This window comes from Sphingobium sp. AP49, from assembly GCF_000281715.2.
Taxonomy (GTDB): Bacteria; Pseudomonadota; Alphaproteobacteria; order Sphingomonadales; family Sphingomonadaceae; genus Sphingobium.
Map to the genome: position 1 here is coordinate 3,852,603 of NZ_CP124576.1, position 20,276 is coordinate 3,872,878.

At 64.8% G+C, this 20,276-nt stretch carries 18 protein-coding genes; 10 read left to right on the forward strand and 8 right to left on the reverse strand.

The window, feature by feature from the left end; all coding sequences use genetic code 11:
- Positions 1–112 precede the first annotated feature (112 nt).
- Genes PMI04_RS18300 through PMI04_RS18325 form a run of 6 tightly spaced genes read left to right on the forward strand, consistent with a single transcriptional unit; the run spans position 113 to position 6,210 of the window.
- Complete coding sequence (locus tag PMI04_RS18300) at positions 113–808, forward strand: DUF4129 domain-containing protein (RefSeq protein WP_007710819.1); 696 nt, start codon at positions 113–115, stop codon at positions 806–808.
- Positions 805–2,046, forward strand: coding sequence for a DUF4350 domain-containing protein (locus tag PMI04_RS18305; RefSeq protein ID WP_007710818.1), 1,242 nt, complete (start codon positions 805–807; stop codon positions 2,044–2,046). Before PMI04_RS18300 ends, PMI04_RS18305 begins: the two co-directional genes overlap by 4 nt.
- Positions 2,043–2,999, forward strand: coding sequence for a MoxR family ATPase (locus tag PMI04_RS18310; RefSeq protein ID WP_007710817.1), 957 nt, complete (start codon positions 2,043–2,045; stop codon positions 2,997–2,999). The genes PMI04_RS18305 and PMI04_RS18310 overlap by 4 nt, the downstream gene beginning before the upstream one ends.
- A gap of 10 nt (positions 3,000–3,009) precedes the next feature.
- On the forward strand, positions 3,010–4,320 hold the full coding sequence (locus PMI04_RS18315) for a DUF58 domain-containing protein (RefSeq protein ID WP_007710816.1): 1,311 nt from the start codon (positions 3,010–3,012) through the stop codon (positions 4,318–4,320).
- Entirely contained in the window at positions 4,317–5,351 is a 1,035-nt protein-coding gene (locus PMI04_RS18320; RefSeq protein WP_007710815.1) for a stage II sporulation protein M, read from the forward strand. Before PMI04_RS18315 ends, PMI04_RS18320 begins: the two co-directional genes overlap by 4 nt.
- A complete protein-coding gene (locus tag PMI04_RS18325; RefSeq protein ID WP_007710814.1) occupies positions 5,335–6,210 on the forward strand; it encodes an RDD family protein in 876 nt (291 codons plus the stop codon). Before PMI04_RS18320 ends, PMI04_RS18325 begins: the two co-directional genes overlap by 17 nt.
- Positions 6,211–6,335: 125 nt before the next feature.
- On the opposite strand, the gene mmsB is transcribed toward PMI04_RS18325, so the two are convergent.
- From mmsB to PMI04_RS18345, 4 genes are all read right to left on the reverse strand, one after another.
- The gene (gene mmsB / locus PMI04_RS18330) at positions 6,336–7,223 is read right to left on the reverse strand and encodes a 3-hydroxyisobutyrate dehydrogenase (protein ID WP_007710813.1); all 888 of its coding nucleotides are present in this window, start codon (positions 7,221–7,223) and stop codon (positions 6,336–6,338) included.
- A gap of 179 nt (positions 7,224–7,402) precedes the next feature.
- Positions 7,403–8,467, reverse strand: coding sequence for an enoyl-CoA hydratase/isomerase family protein (locus PMI04_RS18335; RefSeq protein ID WP_193378303.1), 1,065 nt, complete (start codon positions 8,465–8,467; stop codon positions 7,403–7,405).
- Between the two features lie 11 nt (positions 8,468–8,478).
- On the reverse strand, positions 8,479–9,621 hold the full coding sequence (locus PMI04_RS18340) for an acyl-CoA dehydrogenase family protein (protein ID WP_007710809.1): 1,143 nt from the start codon (positions 9,619–9,621) through the stop codon (positions 8,479–8,481).
- Between the two features lie 126 nt (positions 9,622–9,747).
- Positions 9,748–11,244, reverse strand: a complete 1,497-nt coding sequence (locus PMI04_RS18345) for a CoA-acylating methylmalonate-semialdehyde dehydrogenase (RefSeq protein ID WP_007710808.1) — start codon at positions 11,242–11,244, stop codon at positions 9,748–9,750.
- A 203-nt stretch (positions 11,245–11,447) separates the two neighbouring features.
- Between PMI04_RS18345 and PMI04_RS18350 the strand changes: the two genes are divergently transcribed.
- The 4 genes from PMI04_RS18350 to PMI04_RS18365 all read left to right on the forward strand — a co-directional run bounded on the left by PMI04_RS18350 (position 11,448) and on the right by PMI04_RS18365 (position 16,742).
- Entirely contained in the window at positions 11,448–12,350 is a 903-nt protein-coding gene (locus tag PMI04_RS18350) for a LysR family transcriptional regulator (protein WP_007710807.1), read from the forward strand.
- Between the two features lie 260 nt (positions 12,351–12,610).
- Positions 12,611–14,662, forward strand: coding sequence for a glycosyltransferase (locus tag PMI04_RS18355; RefSeq protein WP_007710806.1), 2,052 nt, complete (start codon positions 12,611–12,613; stop codon positions 14,660–14,662).
- A 39-nt stretch (positions 14,663–14,701) separates the two neighbouring features.
- Positions 14,702–16,357 carry a GMC family oxidoreductase gene (locus tag PMI04_RS18360; protein ID WP_007710804.1) on the forward strand — a complete coding sequence of 552 codons (1,656 nt, stop codon included), beginning with the start codon at positions 14,702–14,704 and terminating at the stop codon, positions 16,355–16,357.
- On the forward strand, positions 16,344–16,742 hold the full coding sequence (locus tag PMI04_RS18365) for a hypothetical protein (protein WP_007710802.1): 399 nt from the start codon (positions 16,344–16,346) through the stop codon (positions 16,740–16,742). Before PMI04_RS18360 ends, PMI04_RS18365 begins: the two co-directional genes overlap by 14 nt.
- Before the next feature lie 145 nt (positions 16,743–16,887).
- Here the strand turns inward: PMI04_RS18365 and PMI04_RS18370 are convergent, their stop codons facing one another.
- From PMI04_RS18370 to pcaD, 4 genes are read right to left on the reverse strand one after another with little or no spacing between them, the layout of a single operon-like run.
- Positions 16,888–17,055 carry a LysR family transcriptional regulator gene (locus tag PMI04_RS18370; RefSeq protein ID WP_238535922.1) on the reverse strand — a complete coding sequence of 56 codons (168 nt, stop codon included), beginning with the start codon at positions 17,053–17,055 and terminating at the stop codon, positions 16,888–16,890.
- 11 nt (positions 17,056–17,066) lie between these two features.
- Entirely contained in the window at positions 17,067–18,293 is a 1,227-nt protein-coding gene (locus tag PMI04_RS18375; RefSeq protein WP_037486540.1) for an FAD-dependent oxidoreductase, read from the reverse strand.
- A 5-nt stretch (positions 18,294–18,298) separates the two neighbouring features.
- Positions 18,299–19,501, reverse strand: coding sequence for a 3-oxoadipyl-CoA thiolase (pcaF, locus tag PMI04_RS18380; RefSeq protein ID WP_007710794.1), 1,203 nt, complete (start codon positions 19,499–19,501; stop codon positions 18,299–18,301).
- A gap of 4 nt (positions 19,502–19,505) precedes the next feature.
- Positions 19,506–20,276 carry a 3-oxoadipate enol-lactonase gene (gene pcaD / locus PMI04_RS18385; RefSeq protein WP_007710791.1) on the reverse strand — a complete coding sequence of 257 codons (771 nt, stop codon included), beginning with the start codon at positions 20,274–20,276 and terminating at the stop codon, positions 19,506–19,508.

Below are 20,276 nucleotides of genomic sequence, written 5' to 3' on the forward strand. Positions count from 1 at the left end.
GTAAGTCTGTCCCCAAATTGCGATTGTGTCGCAACATGATCGCTTTGTCATCCTGTTTGAATGACTTGCGCTTTCGCTGGCGGGCACTAGTTTCCGCCGGTCAGGGGTGCAGATGGCGGCAACGGATTCAGTGTCGGACGATCGTCTGGCCGCAGCGCATAAGGCGTTGCGGGCGGGCGGCGACGTGCAGTTCGACATGCTGCCCGCCGATCCGCCCAAGCCACCGCCGGCCTGGCTCAAGGCGTTCGGCGAATGGCTGGAGAAAGTGCTGGAGCCGGTCGGGCATTTCCTGCGCTGGATCGGCAGTTTCATGCCCGACGCCCCCTATGCCCGCATCTTCCTGTGGACCGTGATCGGCGCGCTGGCGCTGCTGATCGTCTGGATGATCGTCGACCGGGTGCGCCATGGCGTCTGGCGCCTGCCGAACTGGCGCCGCCGGACGCTGGCGGAAGCGGCCGATTATCAGGAAGATCAATGGGCGCCCGACGCCGCCCCAGCCCGCGCCTGGCTGGAGGAGGCCGATGCGCTGGCCGGCAGGGGCCGCTATGCCGAGGCGGTGCATCATCTGTTGCTGCGCAGCGTCGAGGATATGGCCCGGCGTCGGCCACAGATCGTGCGCCCGGCCCTCACCAGCCGCGACCTTGCCGATGCGCCCGGCATCCCCGCCGCGCCGCGCCGGCTGTTCGGCGAGATTGCCGGGGCGGTCGAACGCAGCCTGTTCGGTGGGCGCGCCATCAATGCAGAGGAATGGGGTCGCTGCCGCGCCGCCTATGCCGATTTCGCCCAGACCAGGACCTGGGCGGCATGAGCGATATCGCGATCGGCAAGGCATCAGCCGACAATGGCATCTTCCGGGGCGTCACCATCATCCTGATGCTGGTGATCGGTCTGATGGGCTTTGCCGGCATGATCCTGCTGGGCGCCTATGCGCCGGACCTGCGATCGGGCCGCAATGGCGGCGCCCATGCGCTGTCCAACGCGGTCACGGGCTATAGCGGTCTGGTCCAGCTGGCCGAGGCGACGGGGCGCCATCCCCGTATCCTGCGAAGCACCCATGATTTCGATACCGAGGATCTGCTGATCGTGACGCCCGAAAGCGGCGCGACCGATATCAGTGCCGCGCTGAACGGGCGGGAGACGAAACCCACCCTGTTCGTGCTGCCCAAATGGCAGACCATGCCCGACGAGACGCATCCCGGCTGGGCGCGCTTTACCGGCCTGATACCGCTCCATGAGCCGATTGGCGTGCTGTCGCCCGGCGTCCGCTTCACCATGCAGCGCTATCGCACCGGCGGCGGCTGGCTGACATCGCATGATCCCGACGTCCGCTTCTGGGCGCCGCGCCCGATCCAGGTGATCACCGGCATTGAGCAGGACAACAAGAATCAGGATGACGCCTGGCGCAGGCTGACACCGATATTGACAGATGAACGCGGCAATATGGTGCTGGTCCGGGTCGGTGATGGCCCGCTCTATGTGCTGGCCGACCCGGACCTGCTGAACAATCGCGGCATGAAGGATGAGGGACAGGCAGCCGCTGCGCTGGGCCTGCTCGACTGGATGAACAGCACCGGCGCGCAGAGTGTCGCTTTCGATGTCTCGATGAACGGCTTCGGCCATTCGAAAAGCCCGCTCAAATTGCTGTTCGATCCCCCCTTCCTGGCGATGACGCTGGCGATCGTCGCCGCGCTGGCGCTGGCGGGCGTCCATGCCTTTGGTCGGTTCGGGCCACCCCGCGCGCGGCAGCGGGCGCTGGCCTTCGGCAAGGCGGCGCTGATCGACAATAGCGCGCTGCTGATCCGCAAGGCCGGGCGCGAAGCGCGACTAGGCGGCCGCTATGCCGCCGCGATCCGCGACCGGGCCGCACGCATCTTCGCCGTGCCCGCGCGGCTGCGCGACGGCGAGATCGACGATTATCTCGACAGTTTGAAGGGTCAGCGCCGCTTCACCGACCTGGCGCAGGCGGCAGAAGCGGCGACGGACCGCCATGGCCTGCTCGAAGCCGCGCAGGCGCTGCATGATTGGCAGGAGGAGAAGAACAGGTGACAGTGGAACAAGTCCAGGCGCTGGCGACCAGCATCCGGCAGACCGTCGCGCGTGCGGTCGTGGGCCAGGAAGCGACGGTCGACCTGATGCTCGTCGCCCTGTTTTCCGGCGGCCATATCCTGCTGGAAGGCCCGCCGGGGACCGCCAAGACGCTGGTCGCGCACAGCTTCGCCCGCGCGCTGGGGCTGGACTTTGGCCGCATCCAGTTCACCCCGGACCTGATGCCGGGCGACATCATCGGCGCCAATCTGTTCAATTTCCAGACCAGCCAGTTCAGCCTGACGCGCGGGCCGATCTTCACCGAATTGCTGCTGGCCGACGAGATCAACCGGACCCCGCCCAAGACGCAGGCGGCGCTGCTGGAGGCAATGCAGGAACGCACCGTCACCATCGACGGCGAGACGCTGGCGCTGAGCGACCGCTTCATGGTGGTGGCGACCCAGAACCCGATCGAGCAGCAGGGCGTCTATCCCCTGCCCGAAGCGCAGCTCGACCGTTTCCTGTTCAAGCAGGTGGTGGATTATCCGAGCGCGACCGAGGAACGGCGGATCATCGCCACCCATGGCGCGCGCAACGACGCAATGGCGCCCGAGACATGGGGCGTGGCGCCGGTCGCCGACGCTGCGCAGATCAGCGCCGCGATCGAGACAGTGATGGCGGTGCGGCTGGCCGACGAGGTGGTCGACTATATCCTGGCGCTGATCCGGGGAACGCGCGATGTCGCCGATCTGGAAAGCGGCGCATCGCCGCGCGCCGGCGCGATGCTGGCGGGTGCGGCCCGGGCACGGGCGGCGATCGACGGGCGCGATTTCGTCATTCCCGACGACGTCAAGGCGCTGGCCCCGGCGCTGCTGCGCCATCGCCTGATCCTGTCGCCCGCTGCCGAGATCGATGGCCGGCGGATCGAGGATGTCGTCACCGGCATCATCGAGACGATCGAGGCGCCGCGCTGAGCCACCGGCGATGATCTACCCCACCCGCACCGCCATATTGACCGCCGCCGCCGGCGTGCCGCTGACCCTGGTCGTGGCGCTGCTGGTGCCTGGCCGCTGGTATGCGGCGCTGGCCTGGCCGGTCGCGGTCCTGGTGCTGACGCTGGTCGACGGATTGCGCGGCGCCGGCCCGGCCCGCGGCCGCGCCCTGCTGGCGCTGCCCAACACAGCGAGCGTCGGTGCGCCAATCGAGGCAGTGGTGCAGGTGGAAATTGGCGGCACGGCGCCGCGCCGGGTTCAGGTCGCGCTCGACTACAGCCCGCTGGTCGAGCAGGCGCAGGAGAGCGACTGGATCGCGCTCGAGAGCGGCAAGGGGGCCGGCCGCTTTGCGATGCAGGCGGTGCGACGCGGCACGGTGCGGATCGACCGGCTGTGGCTGCGCTGGAAAGGGACGCTGGGCCTCGCCTGGAAGCAGCGGATCGTGCCGGTCGACGCGCAGATGGCGATCCTGCCCGACATTCGCCCGGTCCATGAACGCGGCGCGCAGATCTTCCAGCGGCACGCGCTGCAAGGGCTGATGGCGCAGGTCGATCGTGGCGACGGCGCCGATTTCGACGCACTGGTCGAGTTCCGCACCGGCATGGACCGGCGCGCGATCGACTGGAAGCAGTCCGCCCGTCATGCGAAGCTGCATGCCAAGGAATTTCGGACCGAGCGCAACAACCAGATCGTCTTCGCGATCGACAGCGGACGGCAGATGAGCGAGCCGGTTGCGGGCCTCAGCCGGCTCGACCGGGTGGTGTCGGCTATGCTGCTGACCGCCTGGGTAGCGCTCAAGCTGGGCGACCGGGTCGCGCTCAACGCCTTTGACAGCCGGCCGCGCATCGCCAGCGGCCTGGTCTCGGGCGTCGCCGCCTTCGGTGAATTGCAGCGGCTGGCGGCGCAGATCGACTATAGCGGCGAGGAGAGCAACTACAGCTTCGCCCTCACCAACCTGTCGGCGCGGCTGAGCCGGCGGTCGATGATCATATTGTTCACCGAATTCACCGACCTGACCTCCGCCGAATTCCTGGTCCGCGCCGCCGCCCGGCTGGTCGAGACGCATCTGCTGATGGTCGTGGTACTGCGCGACGAGGAACTGGAGGATTTCGTTGCCCGCCGGCCCGAGAGCGCCGACGACGTGACCCGGGCCGTCACCGCCGCCGCGCTGCTGAAGGACCGGTTGATGGTGCTGACCCGGCTACGCCATCTGGGCGCCCATGTGATCGAAAGCGAGCATGACCGGGTCGCCGACCGGCTGGTCCAGGCCTATGTCGACATGAAGCGGAGGAACCTGATTTGAGCGCGCTGGTCGACAGTCGCGGCGCCGCGCCGCTGGTCAACGCCACCCGCTTCCGCGCCGCGCATGAAGCGGACTGGGAACGGCTGGACCAGTTGCTGACGCGGATGGAGAAGCGATCGATCCGCGCCCTGTCCGAAGAGGATATATTGGCGCTGCCTTTGCTCTATCGCGCCACCCTCTCCTCCCTGTCGGTCGCGCGCGAGACGTCGCTCGACCGGTCGCTCATCACCTATCTGGAGCAGTTGAGCACCCGCGCCTATTTCCAGCTTTATGGCGTGCCCGATACGCTGGGACGGCAGGTCGGCCGGTTCCTGGCGCGCGACTGGCCGCTGGCGGTGCAATCGCTGTGGCGCGAGACGCTGGTCGCGCTGCTGCTGACGATCGCCGGGGCGGTCGCGGGCTATTGGCTGGTCGCAACCGACGCATCCTGGTTCTACGGCATCATCCCCGATGCGATGGCAAGCGGGCGCGATCCGTCCGCCAGCGCGGCGAGCTTGCGCGAAACCATCTATGGCGCGCCCGACCAGAAGATGCTGGCGACCTTTGCCGCCTATCTCTTCACCCACAACAGCCAGGTGGCGATCTTCGCCTTTGCGCTGGGCTTTGCCTTCACCGTGCCGACGGTGCTGCTGCTGGTCTATAATGGCCTGACCCTGGGCGCGATGATCTGCCTGTTCGCCAAGAAAGGGCTGGCGCTCGGCTTTGTCGGCTGGCTGACCATCCATGGTTCGACCGAGATGTTCGCGATCATCCTGGCCGGCGCGGCAGGGATGCGGATCGGCACCGCCATCGCCTTTCCCGGCCGCGACGCACGGATGGAGGCAGCGGTGAAGGCCGGGCGCCGGGCGGCGGTCGCGATGGCTGGCGTGGTTATCATGCTGCTGGTCGCCGGCCTGCTGGAAGGGATCGGCCGGCAGACGGTGCAGAGCGATGCGATGCGCTACGCCATCGGCGGCGCGGCGCTGCTGGGCTGGCTGGCCTATTATTATCTGCCGCGCCGCAAGGGGGACCATGATGCGCTGGCGGCGTAACCGGACGACCAAGGCGCCGGCTTCGCTGCGTCGCAGCTTCGTGACGCCCGAGGGGGTCGACCTGCGGCTGGAACTGGCGAGCGCGGGGACGCGGGCAGCGGCCTTCGCGCTCGACATGCTGATCCTGATCGTGACCCTGATCGTCGTGACCATCTGCATCGGCCTGCTGGTGACGGCGGGCATCCGGTCCGAACTGTTCATGATCCTGTGGCTGGTCGGCGCCTTCCTGCTGCGCAATTTCTGGTTCACCCTGTTCGAGATGGGCGGGCGCGGCGCAACGCCGGGCAAGCGGCTGCTCGGCCTGCGGGTCGTGGCGCGCGATGGCGGGCGACTGACCGGCGGCGCGGTGATCGCCCGCAATGCGCTGCGCGAGATCGAGATTTTCCTGCCCCTTTCCTTCCTGGGACAGCAGGCGGCGGCCGATGTGGCGGACGGTTTCCTGACCATCTTCGCCCTGCTGTGGACCGGCATCTTCCTGTTCTTCCCGCTGTTCAACCGCGACCGGCTGCGCGTCGGCGACCTGCTGGCGGGGACATGGGTGGTCAATAATGTGCGGGCCAGCCTGGGCGCGGACCTGGGCGTGGCGCAGAGCGAACAACCGCGCCGCCAGTTCAGCGATGCCGCGCTCGACCTCTACGGCATCTTTGAATTGCAGACGCTGGAGGATGTGCTGCGGCGCGGACAAGGCGAGGCGATCGCCACCGTGGCGGCGACGATCCGGCGGAAGGGCGGGATCGCCGACGATGGCGACGACTATGGTTTCCTGTCGGATTATTATGCCGCGCTATGCGCCCGGCTGGAGCGTGGCATGCTGGTCGGCCGCCGCCGCGCGGACAAGCATAGCCGCGCGGGGCGGTAAGAAACCTCCGTTCGCCCTGAGCGAAGTCGAAGGGCCAGCCCGACCGCAAGGAGGGCACTTCGCTCCGCTCAGTGGAAGGCTTCGACTTCGCTCAGCCCGAACGGATTAGATGGACGAGCGATGCTCTATGCCGCCGCACCCTTGAGGAAGCGGATCATGGACGAGAAATCCTTGGCCCCGGCGCCCGTGTTGACCAGCGCCTGATACAGGGACTCCGCCGCCGCGCCCATCGGCACGCTGGCGTCGACGCCATGGGCGGCTTCCACCGCGAGCTTCAGATCCTTGAGCATCAGCGCATTGGCGAAGCCGCCCTCATAGTCGCGGTCGGCCGGCGTTTCCGGGCCGACGCCGGGCACCGGGCAATAGCTGGTCATCGACCAGCTCTGCCCCGATGCCTTGGACGAGATGTCGAAGAAGGTCTGGAGATCGAGGCCGAGCTTTTCGGCGAGGGCGAAGGCCTCGCAGGTAGCGACCATCGTGGCGCCCAGCAGCATGTTGTTGACGATCTTCGCCGCCTGCCCCGCACCCGCTGCGCCGGCATGGATCACCGCCTTGCCCATCGCCTGCAATATCGGCTCGGCGCGGGCAAAGGCGGCATCCTCGCCGCCGACCATGAAGGTCAGCATGCCGCCATTGGCTGCGGCGATGCCGCCCGAGACCGGCGCATCGACCATGGCGAGGCCATGCTCGGCCGCCTGTTCGATGACGGCGCGGGCGGAGGCGACGTCGATAGTCGAACAGTCGATCAGCAGCGTGCCCGGCCCGACCGCGTCCAGCAATTGCTCGCCATAGACGGCGCGGACATGCTTGCCGGCGGGCAGCATGGTGACAACGATGTTGACAGCTTGAACGGCTTCCGCCGCCGATGCCGCACGGGTGCATCCGGCCGCCTCGGCGCGGACCAGCGCGGCTTCGGACAGGTCGAAGGCGGTGACGATATGGCCCGCCTTCACCAGATTGGCGGCCATGCCGCCGCCCATATTGCCAAGGCCGATGAAGCCGATGCTGCTCATGTCCGTCCTCTCTTTTTATCGTGTCAGAACCTGTTTGGAAAATGCGCGGAAGAGCGCATTTCCGATGCGGCACCAGGCCGCACCCCCACCCGACCGCCCAGACATGGTACCCTGATGGGTGGTCGGGTGGGGGTGCGGCCTGGTGCGGATGCGCCAGCGGCGCATTTCCAAATACACTCTCAGGCGTCGACCGCCGCCTGGGGCAGCGGGGTCCAGCGCTCGCCTTCCGGCAGCGGCGCGAAGATCGCATCGACCAGCTGGTCGGTGACCGCCTCCACCGTCGGCGGGTTCCAGCGCGGCTGATTATCCTTGTCGACGATCAGCGCGCGCACGCCTTCGACAATGTCGGGCCGGGCGATGACGCGGCAGGCCAGGTCATATTCCATCGCCATATTGTCGACGAAGCGGGTCAGGCGGCTGGCCTGCGCCAATTGCCGCAGCGCGACCTTCATCGTCTGGGGCGACTTGGTGTCGAGTGCGGTCAGCTGCGCTAGCGCCCAGTCCGATCCGTCGGCGCGCAAGGCGGCATAGATATCCTCCAGCCGGTCGCTGGCGAACAGCCGGTCGATATCCGGCAGGCGGGCGGCGAAATTACTGTCGGGCGGGGTGGCGGCGAAGCACGCCAGCACGGCGCCTATATCGGACGGGTCGGCGATGATCGCCGCCTTCGCCTCTTCCAGCCGCTCGCTCGGCAGATAGTCGGTGGCAAGGCCAAGCGCGATCGCGTCCGCCCCGTCGATCCGTGCGCCGGTGACGGCGAGATAGCGGCCCGACCGACCCGGCAGGCGGGAAAGATACCAGCCGCCGCCGACATCGGGAAACAGGCCGATGCCGGTTTCCGGCATGGCATAAACGGTGCGCTCAGTCGCGACGCGATAGCGCGCCGGCCGAGCGATGCCGACGCCGCCGCCCATGGTGATACCGTCCATGAAGGCGACCACCGGCTTCCCATAGGTGAAGAGCAGGTGGTTCAGGCGATATTCGGTCGCGAAGAAATCGCGCGCGGCGAGATTGTCGCCGGCCGCGCTTTCCGCGATCAGGCGGATGTCGCCGCCGGCACAGAAGCCGCGCCCTTCGGCATGGTCGATCATCACCGCACGGATCGCCGGATCATCCTGCCAGTCGAGCAGCGCGTCGGTCATGGTCGCGCACATGGCGCGGGTCAGCGCATGGATCGCCTTGGGCCGGTTCAGCCGCAGGCGGCCGACGCCGCCCTCCACCGCAATCAGCACATCGTCGGTCATGGTCATTCCCTTCAGGCCTTGAGCAGTTCGCGGGCGGTAATCATGCGCATGATCTCGTTCGTGCCCTCCAGGATGCGGTGGACGCGCAGGTCGCGCCAGATGCGCTCGACCGGATAGTCCATCAGATAGCCATAGCCACCATGCAGCTGCAGCGCGCGATCGGCCACGGCCGAACCGGTGTCGGTCGCGAAACGCTTGGCCATGGCGGCGAATTTGGTCTTGTCGGGCGCGCCCTCGCTCACCTTGGCGGCAGCAAGATAGAGCAGCGCGCGGGCGGCCTGAAGCTCGGTCTCCATATCGGCCAGGGTGAACTGGGTATTCTGGAAATCGGCAATGGCGCGATCGAACTGGCGCCGGTCGCGGGTATAGCCGACCGCCTCGTCCAGCGCACGCTGGGCGCCGCCAAGCGAGCAGGCGCCGATATTGAGCCGGCCGCCGTCGAGCCCAGCCATGGCGATGGCGAAGCCCTGCCCCTCCGCCCCAACGCGGTTGGCGACTGGCACGCGGACACCGTCGAAATTGACCTGGGCCGTCGGCTGCGAATGCCAGCCGAGCTTGCGCTCCTGCGCGCCGAAGCTGACGCCTTCCATGTCCTTTTCGATCACCAGGCAGCTGATGCCCTTGGGGCCATCCTCGCCGGTGCGGACCATCACGACATAGATGTCATTCTCGCCGCCGCCCGAAATGAACGCCTTGGAACCGGTGACGACATAATGATCGCCGTCCCGCACCGCGCGGGTGCGCAGCGACGCCGCGTCGGAGCCGGCGGACGGTTCGGTCAGGCAGTAGGAGGCGATCGTCTCGCAGGTGACGAGCGACGGGAGATAGCGCTGCTTCACCGCATCGTCGCCGAAGCTGTCGATCATCCAGGCGGCCATATTGTGGATCGAGATGAAGGCCGAGGTGGAGGGGCAGCCATAGGCCATCGCTTCCATGATGAGCGCGGATTCAAGCCGGCCAAGCCCGATGCCGCCGCTGTCTTCCGACACATAGATGGCACCAAAGCCCAGTTCGGCGGCCTGGCGGATGGTGTCGCGGGGAAAATGATGATCCTCGTCCCACTTGGCCGCATGGGGCGTGATCGCATCGGCGGTGAAGCGCTGCGCCAGTTCCTGCACGGCGCGCTGCTCGTCGGTGAGGTCGAACTGGGTCATGGGGCTTGTCTTTTCCTTATTGGCGTCATGCCGGACTTGATCCGGCATCCATTAGCGCGACGGGGATATGCAGCGTCAACCTGCCGCGTCCTGTCCGGGGAGGCTTCATCGCCTCCCCGCTTCCCCTCACCCCATGGTCGGGATGACGAAGGCGCTGTCGCCGGTGGCGCCGCCGTCGGGCCAGCGCTGGGTGACGGTCTTCACCTTGGTGAAGAATTTCACCCCTTCCATGCCGTGCTGATTGGTGTCGCCAAAGGCGCTGCGCTTCCAGCCGCCAAAGCTGTGATAGGCGACCGGCACCGGGATCGGCACATTGATGCCGACCATGCCGACATTGACCCGCGCGGCAAATTCGCGCGCGGCATGGCCGTTGCGGGTGAAGATGGCGACGCCGTTGCCATATTGGTGGTCGCTCGGCAGGCGCAGCGCATCCTCGAAACTGTCGGCGCGGACCATCTGGAGCACGGGGCCGAAAATCTCCTCCTGATAGCTGCGCATCTGCGGCGTCACCCGGTCAAACAGGGTTGGGCCGACGAAGAATCCCTGTTCATGGCCCTGCAGCGTGAAGCCGCGGCCGTCGACCACCAGTTCGGCGCCTTCGTCGACGCCCATCTGGATATAGGATTCAATCTTCGCCTTGTGCGCGGCGGTGACGACCGGGCCATAATGGGCGTCGGCATCGGTCGAGACGCCGACCCGCAGCGCGTCGATCGCCGGGATCAGCTTCTCGCGCAGGGCGATCGCCGTCGCCTCGCCCACCGGCACAACGACCGGCAGCGCCATGCAGCGCTCGCCGGCCGAACCGAAGGCCGCGCCGGCGAGGTCATTCACCACCTGATCGAGATCGGCGTCGGGCATGACGATGCCGTGATTCTTGGCCCCGCCCATCGCCTGGACGCGCTTGCCCGCCTCGACGCCGCGCCGATAGACATAGTGGGCGATGTCGGACGAGCCGACGAAGCTGACCGCCCGGATCTCCGGATGATCGAGGATCGCGTCGACCATTTCCTTGTCGCCATGGACGACCTGCAGCACGCCGTCGGGCAGGCCGGCCTCCCGCATCAGTTCGGCGAGGCGCACGGGCACACTGGGGTCGCGCTCGCTGGGCTTCAGAATGAAGGCATTGCCGCAGGCGATGGCGACGCCGAACATCCACATCGGGATCATCGCCGGGAAGTTGAACGGGGTGATGCCGGCGACCACGCCGAGCGGCTGGCGCATCGAATAGACGTCGATGCCGGGGCCGGCGCCCTGGGTATATTCGCCCTTGAGCACATGGGGGATGCCGCAGGCGAACTCGATCACCTCCAGCCCCCGCTGGATATCGCCCTTTGAATCGGCAATCACCTTGCCATGTTCAGAACTGAGCAGATGGGCAAGCTCGTCCATATTCTGTTCGACCAGCGTCTTGAAGGCGAACATGACGCGCGCGCGGCGCTGCGGGTTGGTCGCGGCCCAGGCCGGCTGGGCGGCAAGTGCGGCGGCCATGGCAACATCGAGATCGGCCTGGGTGCCGAGGCGCAGCTGCGCCTGTACGCCGCCATTATTGGGGTCGAAGACGTCGCTGGTGCGGCCGCCGTCACCTGCCGAATGACCGCTTATGACATGATCGATGATACGCATGGTCCATCCTCTCCACTATGCTTTGGCGCGCGCTGCGATCCCTCTGACGCAAGTCGCGCACTCCAAGTTCTTTTGCCGCATCGTTTGAAGCGGAAAACCGGTTCCCACTTTTCCGCACGATGCTTTCACCCCGCCTTGCAGGATATCAGAAATGCAGGCAAGCTGACGGATATGCATGTCCACCCTGCAAAAATGCCGCACACATGAACTGGGACGATCTGCGCCTGTTCCTGGCGGTGGCGCGCACCGAGCGATTGAGCGCGGCGGCGGCCATGACCAGGATGGATGCCACCACCATATCGCGGCGGATCAAGCGGCTGGAACAGGCGCTGGAGCAGAGATTGTTCGAGCATACGCCGGCCGGCCATGTGCTGACCGACCATGGCACGCGCCTGCTGGAACAGGCCGAGCGGATGGAAGCGGCGGCGCTGGGCGTGCAGCGGAGTGGCAGCGCGGCCGGCGCACAGATGGCCGGGACGATCCGCCTGAGCGCCTCGGAAGGCTTTGGCAGCCGGGTGATCGCGCCCCATCTGCGCAGCTTTACCGCCGACCATCCCCGGATCGAGATCGACCTGGTGGCGTCGAGCGGCTTCCTCAACCCCTCGCGGCGCGAGGCGGACATTGCGGTGATGCTGGCCCGGCCCAAGACCGGCCCGCTGATCACCCGCAAGCTGACCGACTATCATCTGGGGCTTTATGCCACGCCCGCCTATCTGGAGGGCGCGCCGCCGTTGAAGGCCAGGGGCGACCTGCTGCGCCATGTGCTGGTCGGCTATGTCCCCGATCAGATCTACGCGCCCGAACTGCGCTATCTGGCGGAAGTCGACGCCCGGCTGGAACCGGCGATCCGATCAAGCAGTATCAATGCCCAGGCGGAGATCATCGCCAGCGGTGCGGGATGCGGCATATTGCCCTGCTTCATTGGCGACGCCATGCAGGCTCCGGGACTTGTCCGCGTCCTGCCTGAGGTAATCGACATCCAGCGCAGTTTCTGGCTAGTGGTCCCCCGCGACCTGCGCGGTATCGCCCGAATAGATCAGTTTGTCGGCTGGCTGATCAATATGATCGAGGGACTGCGCCCAGTGATGGCAGGCAAGATGCGCTGATTCGATTCCGGACCATTAATCGGTCCCCGAAGGAAATCCGGGGGCGTTATTGTGGTAATACCGCAAGAAATTGCAATTGGATATTGCGCTGCAATATGCCCTATCTGTCTCAATGTTCGACAAAAAATCGTTTGCCAATGCGCTTCCGAATCTGGAGAATGCGCGCTACAAAATCACATTGGGCCGCCTAGACCAACGAGCGAAACATAATTCGCCGCCTGTTTTCACATGACTGATCTTCTGTTTGCGGGGCTAAAAGAATGAGCGTCAATGGTGATGGACTTAAAGGGGCATCGTCGAGCAAGCCGAACCCGGATGACGACGGCACTGCTTCCGGCACCGCTAAAACGACCGCCGCAACCGGCAGTGCAAAGACGGTGAAGGCCAGCAGTTCAGCTGCAAGCGCCACCAAATCGACCAAGGCCAAGGCCAGCGGCGCGAAATCGGCCGATGCCAGCCCCAGCAAGACTACCGCCGCACCGGCCGCACCGGCCGAAGATCTTGGCGCGTTCTGGGATGCGGACCTTGGCCGCTACACGCTCCAACCCGTCATGATCCGCAGCGTCGCCGAAACATTTGCGCCGCACATCTTCTACCGCACGCTGGAAGGCGCTACCAAACGCAGCGATAACGGGATCAAGATGTCCGCCGGCGCGAAGGTCGGCTTCAACAATTATGTGAACAGTTTCTATGCCGCCTATTGGCTGAAACACACCACCGTCAGTGCAATCAGCCTGTCCGGCGTCCTGACCGGCAATGCTCTGCTGCATCTGTTCAAGTCGACTCCCTCGGGCCAGACCATCCATATCGGATCCTATCCGGTCGGCGTCGCCGACGAACGCGAAGTCTTCCATATCCATTTCGACCTCTACGGCTTCCTGCCGACCGATGGCGGACCGGGTCGCTATTTCTTCGACCTGGAGGCGGTCAACGACCTGGAGGTGGAGAAGATCAGCTTCACCACCTTCGTACCCCCCGCTCGTGAAGCTTCCTTCTCGCTGGGCATATGCACCTATCAGAAGGAGGATTATGTCACGAACATCGGCATGATGCTCGAAAAGTACATGGCCACGCAGCCCACGGTGGTGCGCGATGTCTATATCGTCAACAACGACAAAACGTTCGACAAATTGCCGGCGCTCAGCGACCTTGGTAAACGCGATCCGCGCTTCCATATGATCGCGCAGGGCAATGTCGGTGGTGCAGGCGGCTTTTCGCGCACCCTGCAGGAGAGCCTGAGCGGCAGCGGTTCGACCCATCATATCTTCATGGATGATGATGCGTTCATTGATCCCAATGTCCTGGACCGCCTGCACGCCTTCGTTTCCTATGCCCGCGAAGAGATTATCGTGGGCGGCCACATGATGGACATGAAACGCCCTCACATGGTCTATGAGGGCGGCGCAAAACTGGATTATTGGGGCTTCCTGCAGAAGGTCGGCGACAATCTCGACGCCTCCTCGCACCTCGACGCCACTTTCTACGACAAGCTGCGCGAGGTCGATTATAATGCCTGGTGGTTTGCCTGCGTACCCAAGTCTGTGGCAATGGAAATCGGCCTGCCCCTCAACATCTTCATCCGCGGCGACGATTTCGAATATGGCCTGCGCATGCGTGCGAAGAAGGGCATCAAGACCGTGTCCCTGCCCGGCCTGTTCGTCTGGCACGAACCGTTCGAGGGCAAGACGGCTTCGTGGCTGGAATATTATAACTGGCGCAACCGCTTCATGATCTGTTCGCTTTATGCGGACCCGAAATCGCTGACCATTCAGCCGGTCGAGATGCTGCGCGACATCATTGTCGACCATCTGGAGGGGCAGCGCGATGAAATTGCGTTCGTGATGTGCCTGGCGATCGTCGATTTCCTATCCGGCCCGGAAGCGATCCTGCAAAGCGATGCGGAAGCCTTCCACACCAATTTGCGCGCGATACTGGCCACGCTCAAGGTTCGCCCGTCGGCCTTTGCCGAGTTGCTGTCCGCCCGACTGGAGGTCCATGGGCCAATAGAACAGGGTTCGCAGGTGGTCGATCTGCGCCGTTCGCCGCGACTGGGCGGCAAGAAGCGCGCGGTGGACGAAATACGCTGGATCGAGAGCGATCTTGTGCCCGTCATCGATGCCGTTCTTGGCCGGTACGAGGCCAATGTCGAAGCGCTATGTGCCGAATGGAAGGAAAAGGCACATAAGCTTTCGTCGCGCGAGGCATGGACGGCGCTCTACTGGAGCGACACCAAAAAGGCCGACGCGACCGATGCGACGTCGACCAGCAGCATAAATGAGGCAGCCGATTCCACGACAGTCACGACGGCATAGTCAACGGGCAGGCATGACAGATAAAATGAAAGCAGAAGCATGGCGGTAACTGAACGTTACGACGTATGTATCGTGGGCGGTGGTTTAACGGGGCTGATGACTGCAAAAGCGGCCTTGGCCCAGGGCAAGTCGGTCGTCGTTATCGAGCGTGGTGGCGAATATCTGCCCGACGAACTCGACCGTCGGACCTGGTGGAAGGAATCCGTCCGTTCCAAGCCGATGGACGAGAATTATCGCCACTATAAAAATGAATTTGAAGACGACGCAAAATATTTTGACGACCTCGTCCAGAACGAGTCCGGGAATCCACCCTGGAGCTTCAAATATAATATGTGGTACGGCATCGGTGGCGCTTCGCAGATGTGGAGCGGCATGGCATGGCGCCTGGCACCAGAGGATTTTCGTACCAAGACCGACTATGGCTATGGGTTCGACTGGCCCATATCCTATCAGGATATTGCGCCTTACTATGACAAGGCCGAGCAATTTCTGGAGGTGTCCGGCCCGGCCGCCGAAGTCCGCAAGGACTATAAATATTGGCCGTGGGACAATGACTATGTCTATCCCCACTTCCCGCTCAGCTATCTGGACAACAAGTTCCAGGACGTCATCGGCGACCTGGCCGAGTTGGTGCCGCAACCGCATGCGGTGCGTAACAAGCCGGTCGAGGAGGGTGGCTGCGTCGGTGCGAAGACATGCGTCAGCTATTGCGCGTCCAAGGCCATTTTCAAGGGCAATGAACGCATCCTGCCCGAGATCATGTTCGACGACAATCTGACGATCCTGTTCAAGACGGCGGTCACCCGTATCGATTGGAGCAATGAGACCGGTCAGATCAACTATGTCGTGGGTCACAGCGAAGGCGAGGAAGAGCCCCGGCATATCGAGGCAGAATCCTATTTCCTGTGTGGCAATGCGTTCGAGAATATCCGCCTGATCCAATATTCCGAGCAGCAGAACGGCATTCCATTTGGCAAGTCGTCGCCGCTGGTGGGCCGCTATTTCTCGTCGCACGCGGCGGTCACCTACACGGTCGTAATGAACGAGAATGTCTTTCCCGTTCGCGGCCGACCGACCCATGCCAGCGTGATCGAATGGGTCAAGCGCGAGCCGCAGGCCAAGATCGGCGGCATCACGCTCGAAATCTGGGATAATGACTTTACCATGGGCTATGGCCCATGGCGCCATTTCGATACCCATGTGTCCAAAGGCCATTGGGGTGGCCATTTGTTCAACCTGCTCCAGTCATTCGAGCGCCGTTTCTGCATCTCGATGATCTTCGAGACCGAAATGACGGATTCCAAATGCTTCACGCTCAGCCCGACCAATAAGGACAAGTTCGGCATTCCGGTCGGGCGCATCGACCTGGGCCTGTCGGAACTGGACGAAGAAACGCTGCGCCGGACCGAAGCGCTGGCACACCAGATCGGCGAAAAACCGGGCATCGCGAGCTTTGCGGAAAATGGGCGCGGCATCAACGGCAACCATCCTCTAGGTGGCTTGCGCATGTCGGAAACGGCCGAAACGGGCGTTCTCAACGATCGGTGCCGCGCGCATGATTTCAAGAATCTCTATGTTCTGGGTGGCAGTGCCTTCTGTTCGACGGGCAGCTTCAACCCGACGCTGACAATCGCCGCCCTCGCCATGCGCGCCTATGAAGATCCCGAACTAGGATGGACCAATGCCGCCTATTGATGCCGATCCCGCGATCGAAGCCACCATGCTGCATGATTTCCAGTTGCTCGTGCTGGAAACGCTGGTCCCGCTCGGCACCCAGCGCAGGATGCCTGCGGTGCGTGACATCTGGGACAAGGTGATCGCGTCGAAGCCCGGTCAGAAGGCGATGGGCAATTTCTACAGGAATGTGATGCGCTCGAACCGCAGCGTGTTCGACAGCGTCCGCGTCGGATTGCAGGAGGGCGATCCGGACGTGCTGCTGCTCAAGAACACGTTCTACCGCCAGATCGGGCGCGCCCACAGCCTGTTCGACACATTCTTCGGCCGCACCATCACCAACGGCAATGAGCAGTGCCCCTATTGGGACAAGTCCGCCTATACCGTGCCGCCCAAGAGAAACTAGAATGAGATGTGGCGCCTGCAGCGGCGCCACATCCCTGCCCGTGAGAGGCGCATCATCGATCCCGCAGCGCGGCATCCCCCACCTCAAGCCAGCCGGAAGATGCGTGCCGGCCGCGCCTTGCCATCCCTTCCCGGCGCCAGTTCGGTCAGTGCCGCGCGCCCGTGCCCATTGCCACCTTGCGGTCGAGGGAACTGCGGATCAGCGGCGCCATCTCGTAAAGCTTGTCCTCCAGCATCGCAATCGCGCAGGTGATGGCCGGCGGGCTCATGTGCGACTGCCGTGCGGCCTCGGCGAAACCACCCGCCTCCGCCACCCGGACGATAATCAGACCAGTTCTTTCAAGGGCAGATCGACGTCCGCAAGCAGGTGCGGTTCCAGCATGGCGCCTGCCTCGACCAGTTTGCGGCCCTGCACATAGTCCTTCACCCTGTTCACGCAATCGAGCGCGAGAATGCGGCCCTGCTTGAGGTAGATGATGGAGAAGGAGCGGTCCGAGGGGTCACCGCGAATGATAGCCTGGTCGAAACCGACGTTGATCCCCGCCGTCTGCAGCTTGAGATCAAACTGGTTCGACCAGAACCAGGGGAAGGCCCTGTAGGGCTGCTCATCGCCACAGATCGCCTTGGCCACGCATGTCGCCATATCATTCGCATTCTGCACCGATTCGACGCGCATGATTTGCCTGCCCGCATAGTCGCAGGCAAAGGCGGCACAATCGCCGATGGCGTAGATGTCTGGCAACGACGTCCGGCAATGCGCATCGACATCCACGCCGTTGACGCCACCTGCCCCCGCTTGGAGCAGCGGCCCGACCGCCGGCACGATGCCAATGCCCACGATCACGGCATCTGCGGCAAGGACTTCGCCATCCGCCAATTTCACCCCAATGACGCGCCCGTCCTTCCCTTCCAGACTGTCTACCGCGACGCCGAGGCGCAGATCGACGCCATGACGGCGATGCTCCTGTTGATAAAAGGCAGACAGTTCCTCACCCGCAACACGCGCCAACACTCTGGGCAGTGCTTCCAGCAGGGTGACGTCGAGCGCCATTTTTGAAAGAACGGCTGCGGCTTCCAACCCGATATAGCCACCGCCGATGACCGTGATCCTCTTCGCGCCGCCGTCCAGTTCGGCCATGAGCGCATCGCAGTCGGCGCGAGTCCGCACCGCATGCACGCCGGCCAGATCGGCGCCAGCGCAGCTCAGCCGGCGCGGATCGCCGCCAGTCGCCCAGACCAGCTTGCCATAGCCAAGGCTGCGCCCGTCGGAGAGCGTCAGTTGCTTGTCCGCCGGATCGACCGCCGTCACTTCAGTGCCGAGCAGGAAGTTCACATCCTTTTCGGCCCAGAAGGTGGGCGGCCGGATAAGCAGCCGCTCGAACGCCTTTTCGCGCGCGAAATAATCCTTCGACAGCGGCGGCCGCTCATAGGGATATTCGGGCTCGCGGCCGACCACCATGATGGTCCCGGCAAAACCGTTCTGGCGCAGCGCGATCGCGCATTGCGCGCCGCCATGGCCGGCCCCGACGATGACGATATCGGCCTGATCCATGGTCATCACACCCGCTCCAGCAGCACGGCCAGCCCTTGGCCGACGCCGATGCACATGAAGGCCAGCGCATGACGTCCACCGGTCCGATGCAATTCCTCGACCGCCGACAGCGCGATGCGCGCGCCCGACATGCCAAGCGGATGGCCGAGCGCGATCGCGCCGCCATTGGGATTGACGCGCGGGTCGAACGGATCGATGCTCAGGTCGCGCAGCGTCGCGATCGCCTGGCTGGCAAAGGCTTCATTGAGTTCGATCACGTCGAGCTGATCGACGGTCATCCCGTTGCGGGCGAGCAGCTTGCGCGCCGCCTCGATCGGGCCGGCGCCCATGATGCGAGGCGCGATGCCGGCGGCCGCCATGCCGATCACGCGAGCGCGCGGCGTCAGTCCGTGCGTCACCGCCGCCGCTTCCGAAGCGACCAGCATCGCCGCCGCGCCGTCATTCAGGCCCGACGCATTGCCCGCCGTCACCGTGCCGTCAGCCTTCACCACCGGCTTCAGCTTCGCCAGCGCCTCCAGGCTGGTGGCGCGCAGATGCTCGTCCGCCTCGAACAGCAGCGGATCGCCCTTCTTCTGCGGGATCGAAACCGGCACGATCTCGGCGGAGAAGCGACCGCTTGCCTGCGCGCGCGCCGCCTTCTCCTGACTGGCCAGCGCGAAGCGATCCTGTTCCTCGCGGCTGACGCCCCATTGTTCGGCGACATTCTCGCCGGTCTGGGGCATGGTATCGACGCCATAGGCGGCCTTCATCGCCGGGTTGACGAAGCGCCAGCCGAGCGTCGTATCCTCTAGTCTTTGGTCGCGGCCAAAGGCGCTGCCGGCCTTGCCCAGCACATAGGGCGCGCGGGTCATGCTCTCGGCGCCACCAGCGATCAGGAAATCGGCGTCGCCGCTGCGGATCGCCTGCGCCGCCATGCCCAGCGCGTTGAGGCCCGAGCTGCAAAGCCGGTTGACGGTCACGCCCGGCACAGCCTCCCCCATGCCCGCGAGCAGCACCGCCATGCGGGCGACGTTGCGATTATCCTCGCCCGCCTGGTTGGCGCAGCCCAGGATGACATCGTCCAGCCCCGACCAGTCCGCCCCTCCATTGCGCGCCATCAGCGCCTTGAGCGGCAGCGCCGCCAGATCATCGGCGCGGATGGTCGCCAGCGATCCGTTGAGCTTGCCGATCGGGGTGCGGACGGCATCGCAGATGAAGGCCTGTGCCATAGTCTCAGCTTTCCAGGAAAGAGGTAATAGCGCCCGCCAGCGCCTCGGGCGCTTCGAGCGGGGCAAGATGCGCGGCTTCCAGCGCCACATGCGCCGCGCCGGGGATGCGGGCGATCAGATGTTCGCCATGCCCTTCAAGGGGTGTCGATGTGTCGCGCGTGCCGGTCACGACCAGGGTCGGACAGGCGATGCCGCCGATCCGGTCGGCCAGATCCATGTCGCGGATCGCCGCGCCGCAGCCGGCATAGCCCTGCGCATCCATCGCCAGCAACTGACGGCGCACCGCTTCATAGAGGGCGGGTTCGGCAGCGTCGGACAGGAAACGGCCCATGGCAAGATCGGCGATGGCGGCCATGCCCTCGCCCCGCACCTTGGCGATACGATCGTTCCAGGACGCGCTGTCCATCGTCGCGGAGGTGCAGATCGGCAGGAGCTTCTCGATCCGCTCCGGCGCGCGCAGTGCCAGTTCCATGCCGATCATGCCGCCGAGCGACACGCCTGCCACAGAGAAACGATCAAACCCGGCCGCATCGGCCGCCGCCAGCACATCGTCGGCCAGCATGGCGAGCGCATAATCACCCGGCTCGGCGATCGAGGCGCCATGACCGCGCGCATCGATCCGCAGCACAGCAAAGCGATCGCGCAGATGCGGCAGCACGCCGTCCCACAAATCCATGTCGGTGCCGATGCTGTTCAGCAGCACCAGCGCGGGCGCATCCTCCCGCCCGTCACGCTTCCAGTAGAGGTTCGCGCCGGTGCGCTGGATGAAGGCCAT

Excerpts from the sequence above, each read along its gene's own strand:
- PMI04_RS18300 (WP_007710819.1), top strand. The coding sequence starts at position 113 with ATGGCGGCAACGGATTCAGTGTCGGACGATCGTCTGGCCGCAGCGCAT.
- PMI04_RS18305 (WP_007710818.1), top strand. The coding sequence starts at position 805 with ATGAGCGATATCGCGATCGGCAAGGCATCAGCCGACAATGGCATCTTC.
- PMI04_RS18315 (WP_007710816.1), top strand. The coding sequence starts at position 3,010 with ATGATCTACCCCACCCGCACCGCCATATTGACCGCCGCCGCCGGCGTG.
- PMI04_RS18325 (WP_007710814.1), top strand. The coding sequence starts at position 5,335 with ATGCGCTGGCGGCGTAACCGGACGACCAAGGCGCCGGCTTCGCTGCGT.
- mmsB (WP_007710813.1), bottom strand. The coding sequence starts at position 7,223 with ATGAGCAGCATCGGCTTCATCGGCCTTGGCAATATGGGCGGCGGCATG.
- PMI04_RS18335 (WP_193378303.1), bottom strand. The coding sequence starts at position 8,467 with ATGACCGACGATGTGCTGATTGCGGTGGAGGGCGGCGTCGGCCGCCTG.
- PMI04_RS18340 (WP_007710809.1), bottom strand. The coding sequence starts at position 9,621 with ATGACCCAGTTCGACCTCACCGACGAGCAGCGCGCCGTGCAGGAACTG.
- PMI04_RS18345 (WP_007710808.1), bottom strand. The coding sequence starts at position 11,244 with ATGCGTATCATCGATCATGTCATAAGCGGTCATTCGGCAGGTGACGGC.
- PMI04_RS18350 (WP_007710807.1), top strand. The coding sequence starts at position 11,448 with ATGAACTGGGACGATCTGCGCCTGTTCCTGGCGGTGGCGCGCACCGAG.
- PMI04_RS18355 (WP_007710806.1), top strand. The coding sequence starts at position 12,611 with ATGAGCGTCAATGGTGATGGACTTAAAGGGGCATCGTCGAGCAAGCCG.
- PMI04_RS18360 (WP_007710804.1), top strand. The coding sequence starts at position 14,702 with ATGGCGGTAACTGAACGTTACGACGTATGTATCGTGGGCGGTGGTTTA.
- PMI04_RS18365 (WP_007710802.1), top strand. The coding sequence starts at position 16,344 with ATGCCGCCTATTGATGCCGATCCCGCGATCGAAGCCACCATGCTGCAT.
- PMI04_RS18375 (WP_037486540.1), bottom strand. The coding sequence starts at position 18,293 with ATGGATCAGGCCGATATCGTCATCGTCGGGGCCGGCCATGGCGGCGCG.
- pcaF (WP_007710794.1), bottom strand. The coding sequence starts at position 19,501 with ATGGCACAGGCCTTCATCTGCGATGCCGTCCGCACCCCGATCGGCAAG.
- pcaD (WP_007710791.1), bottom strand. The coding sequence starts at position 20,276 with ATGGCCTTCATCCAGCGCACCGGCGCGAACCTCTACTGGAAGCGTGAC.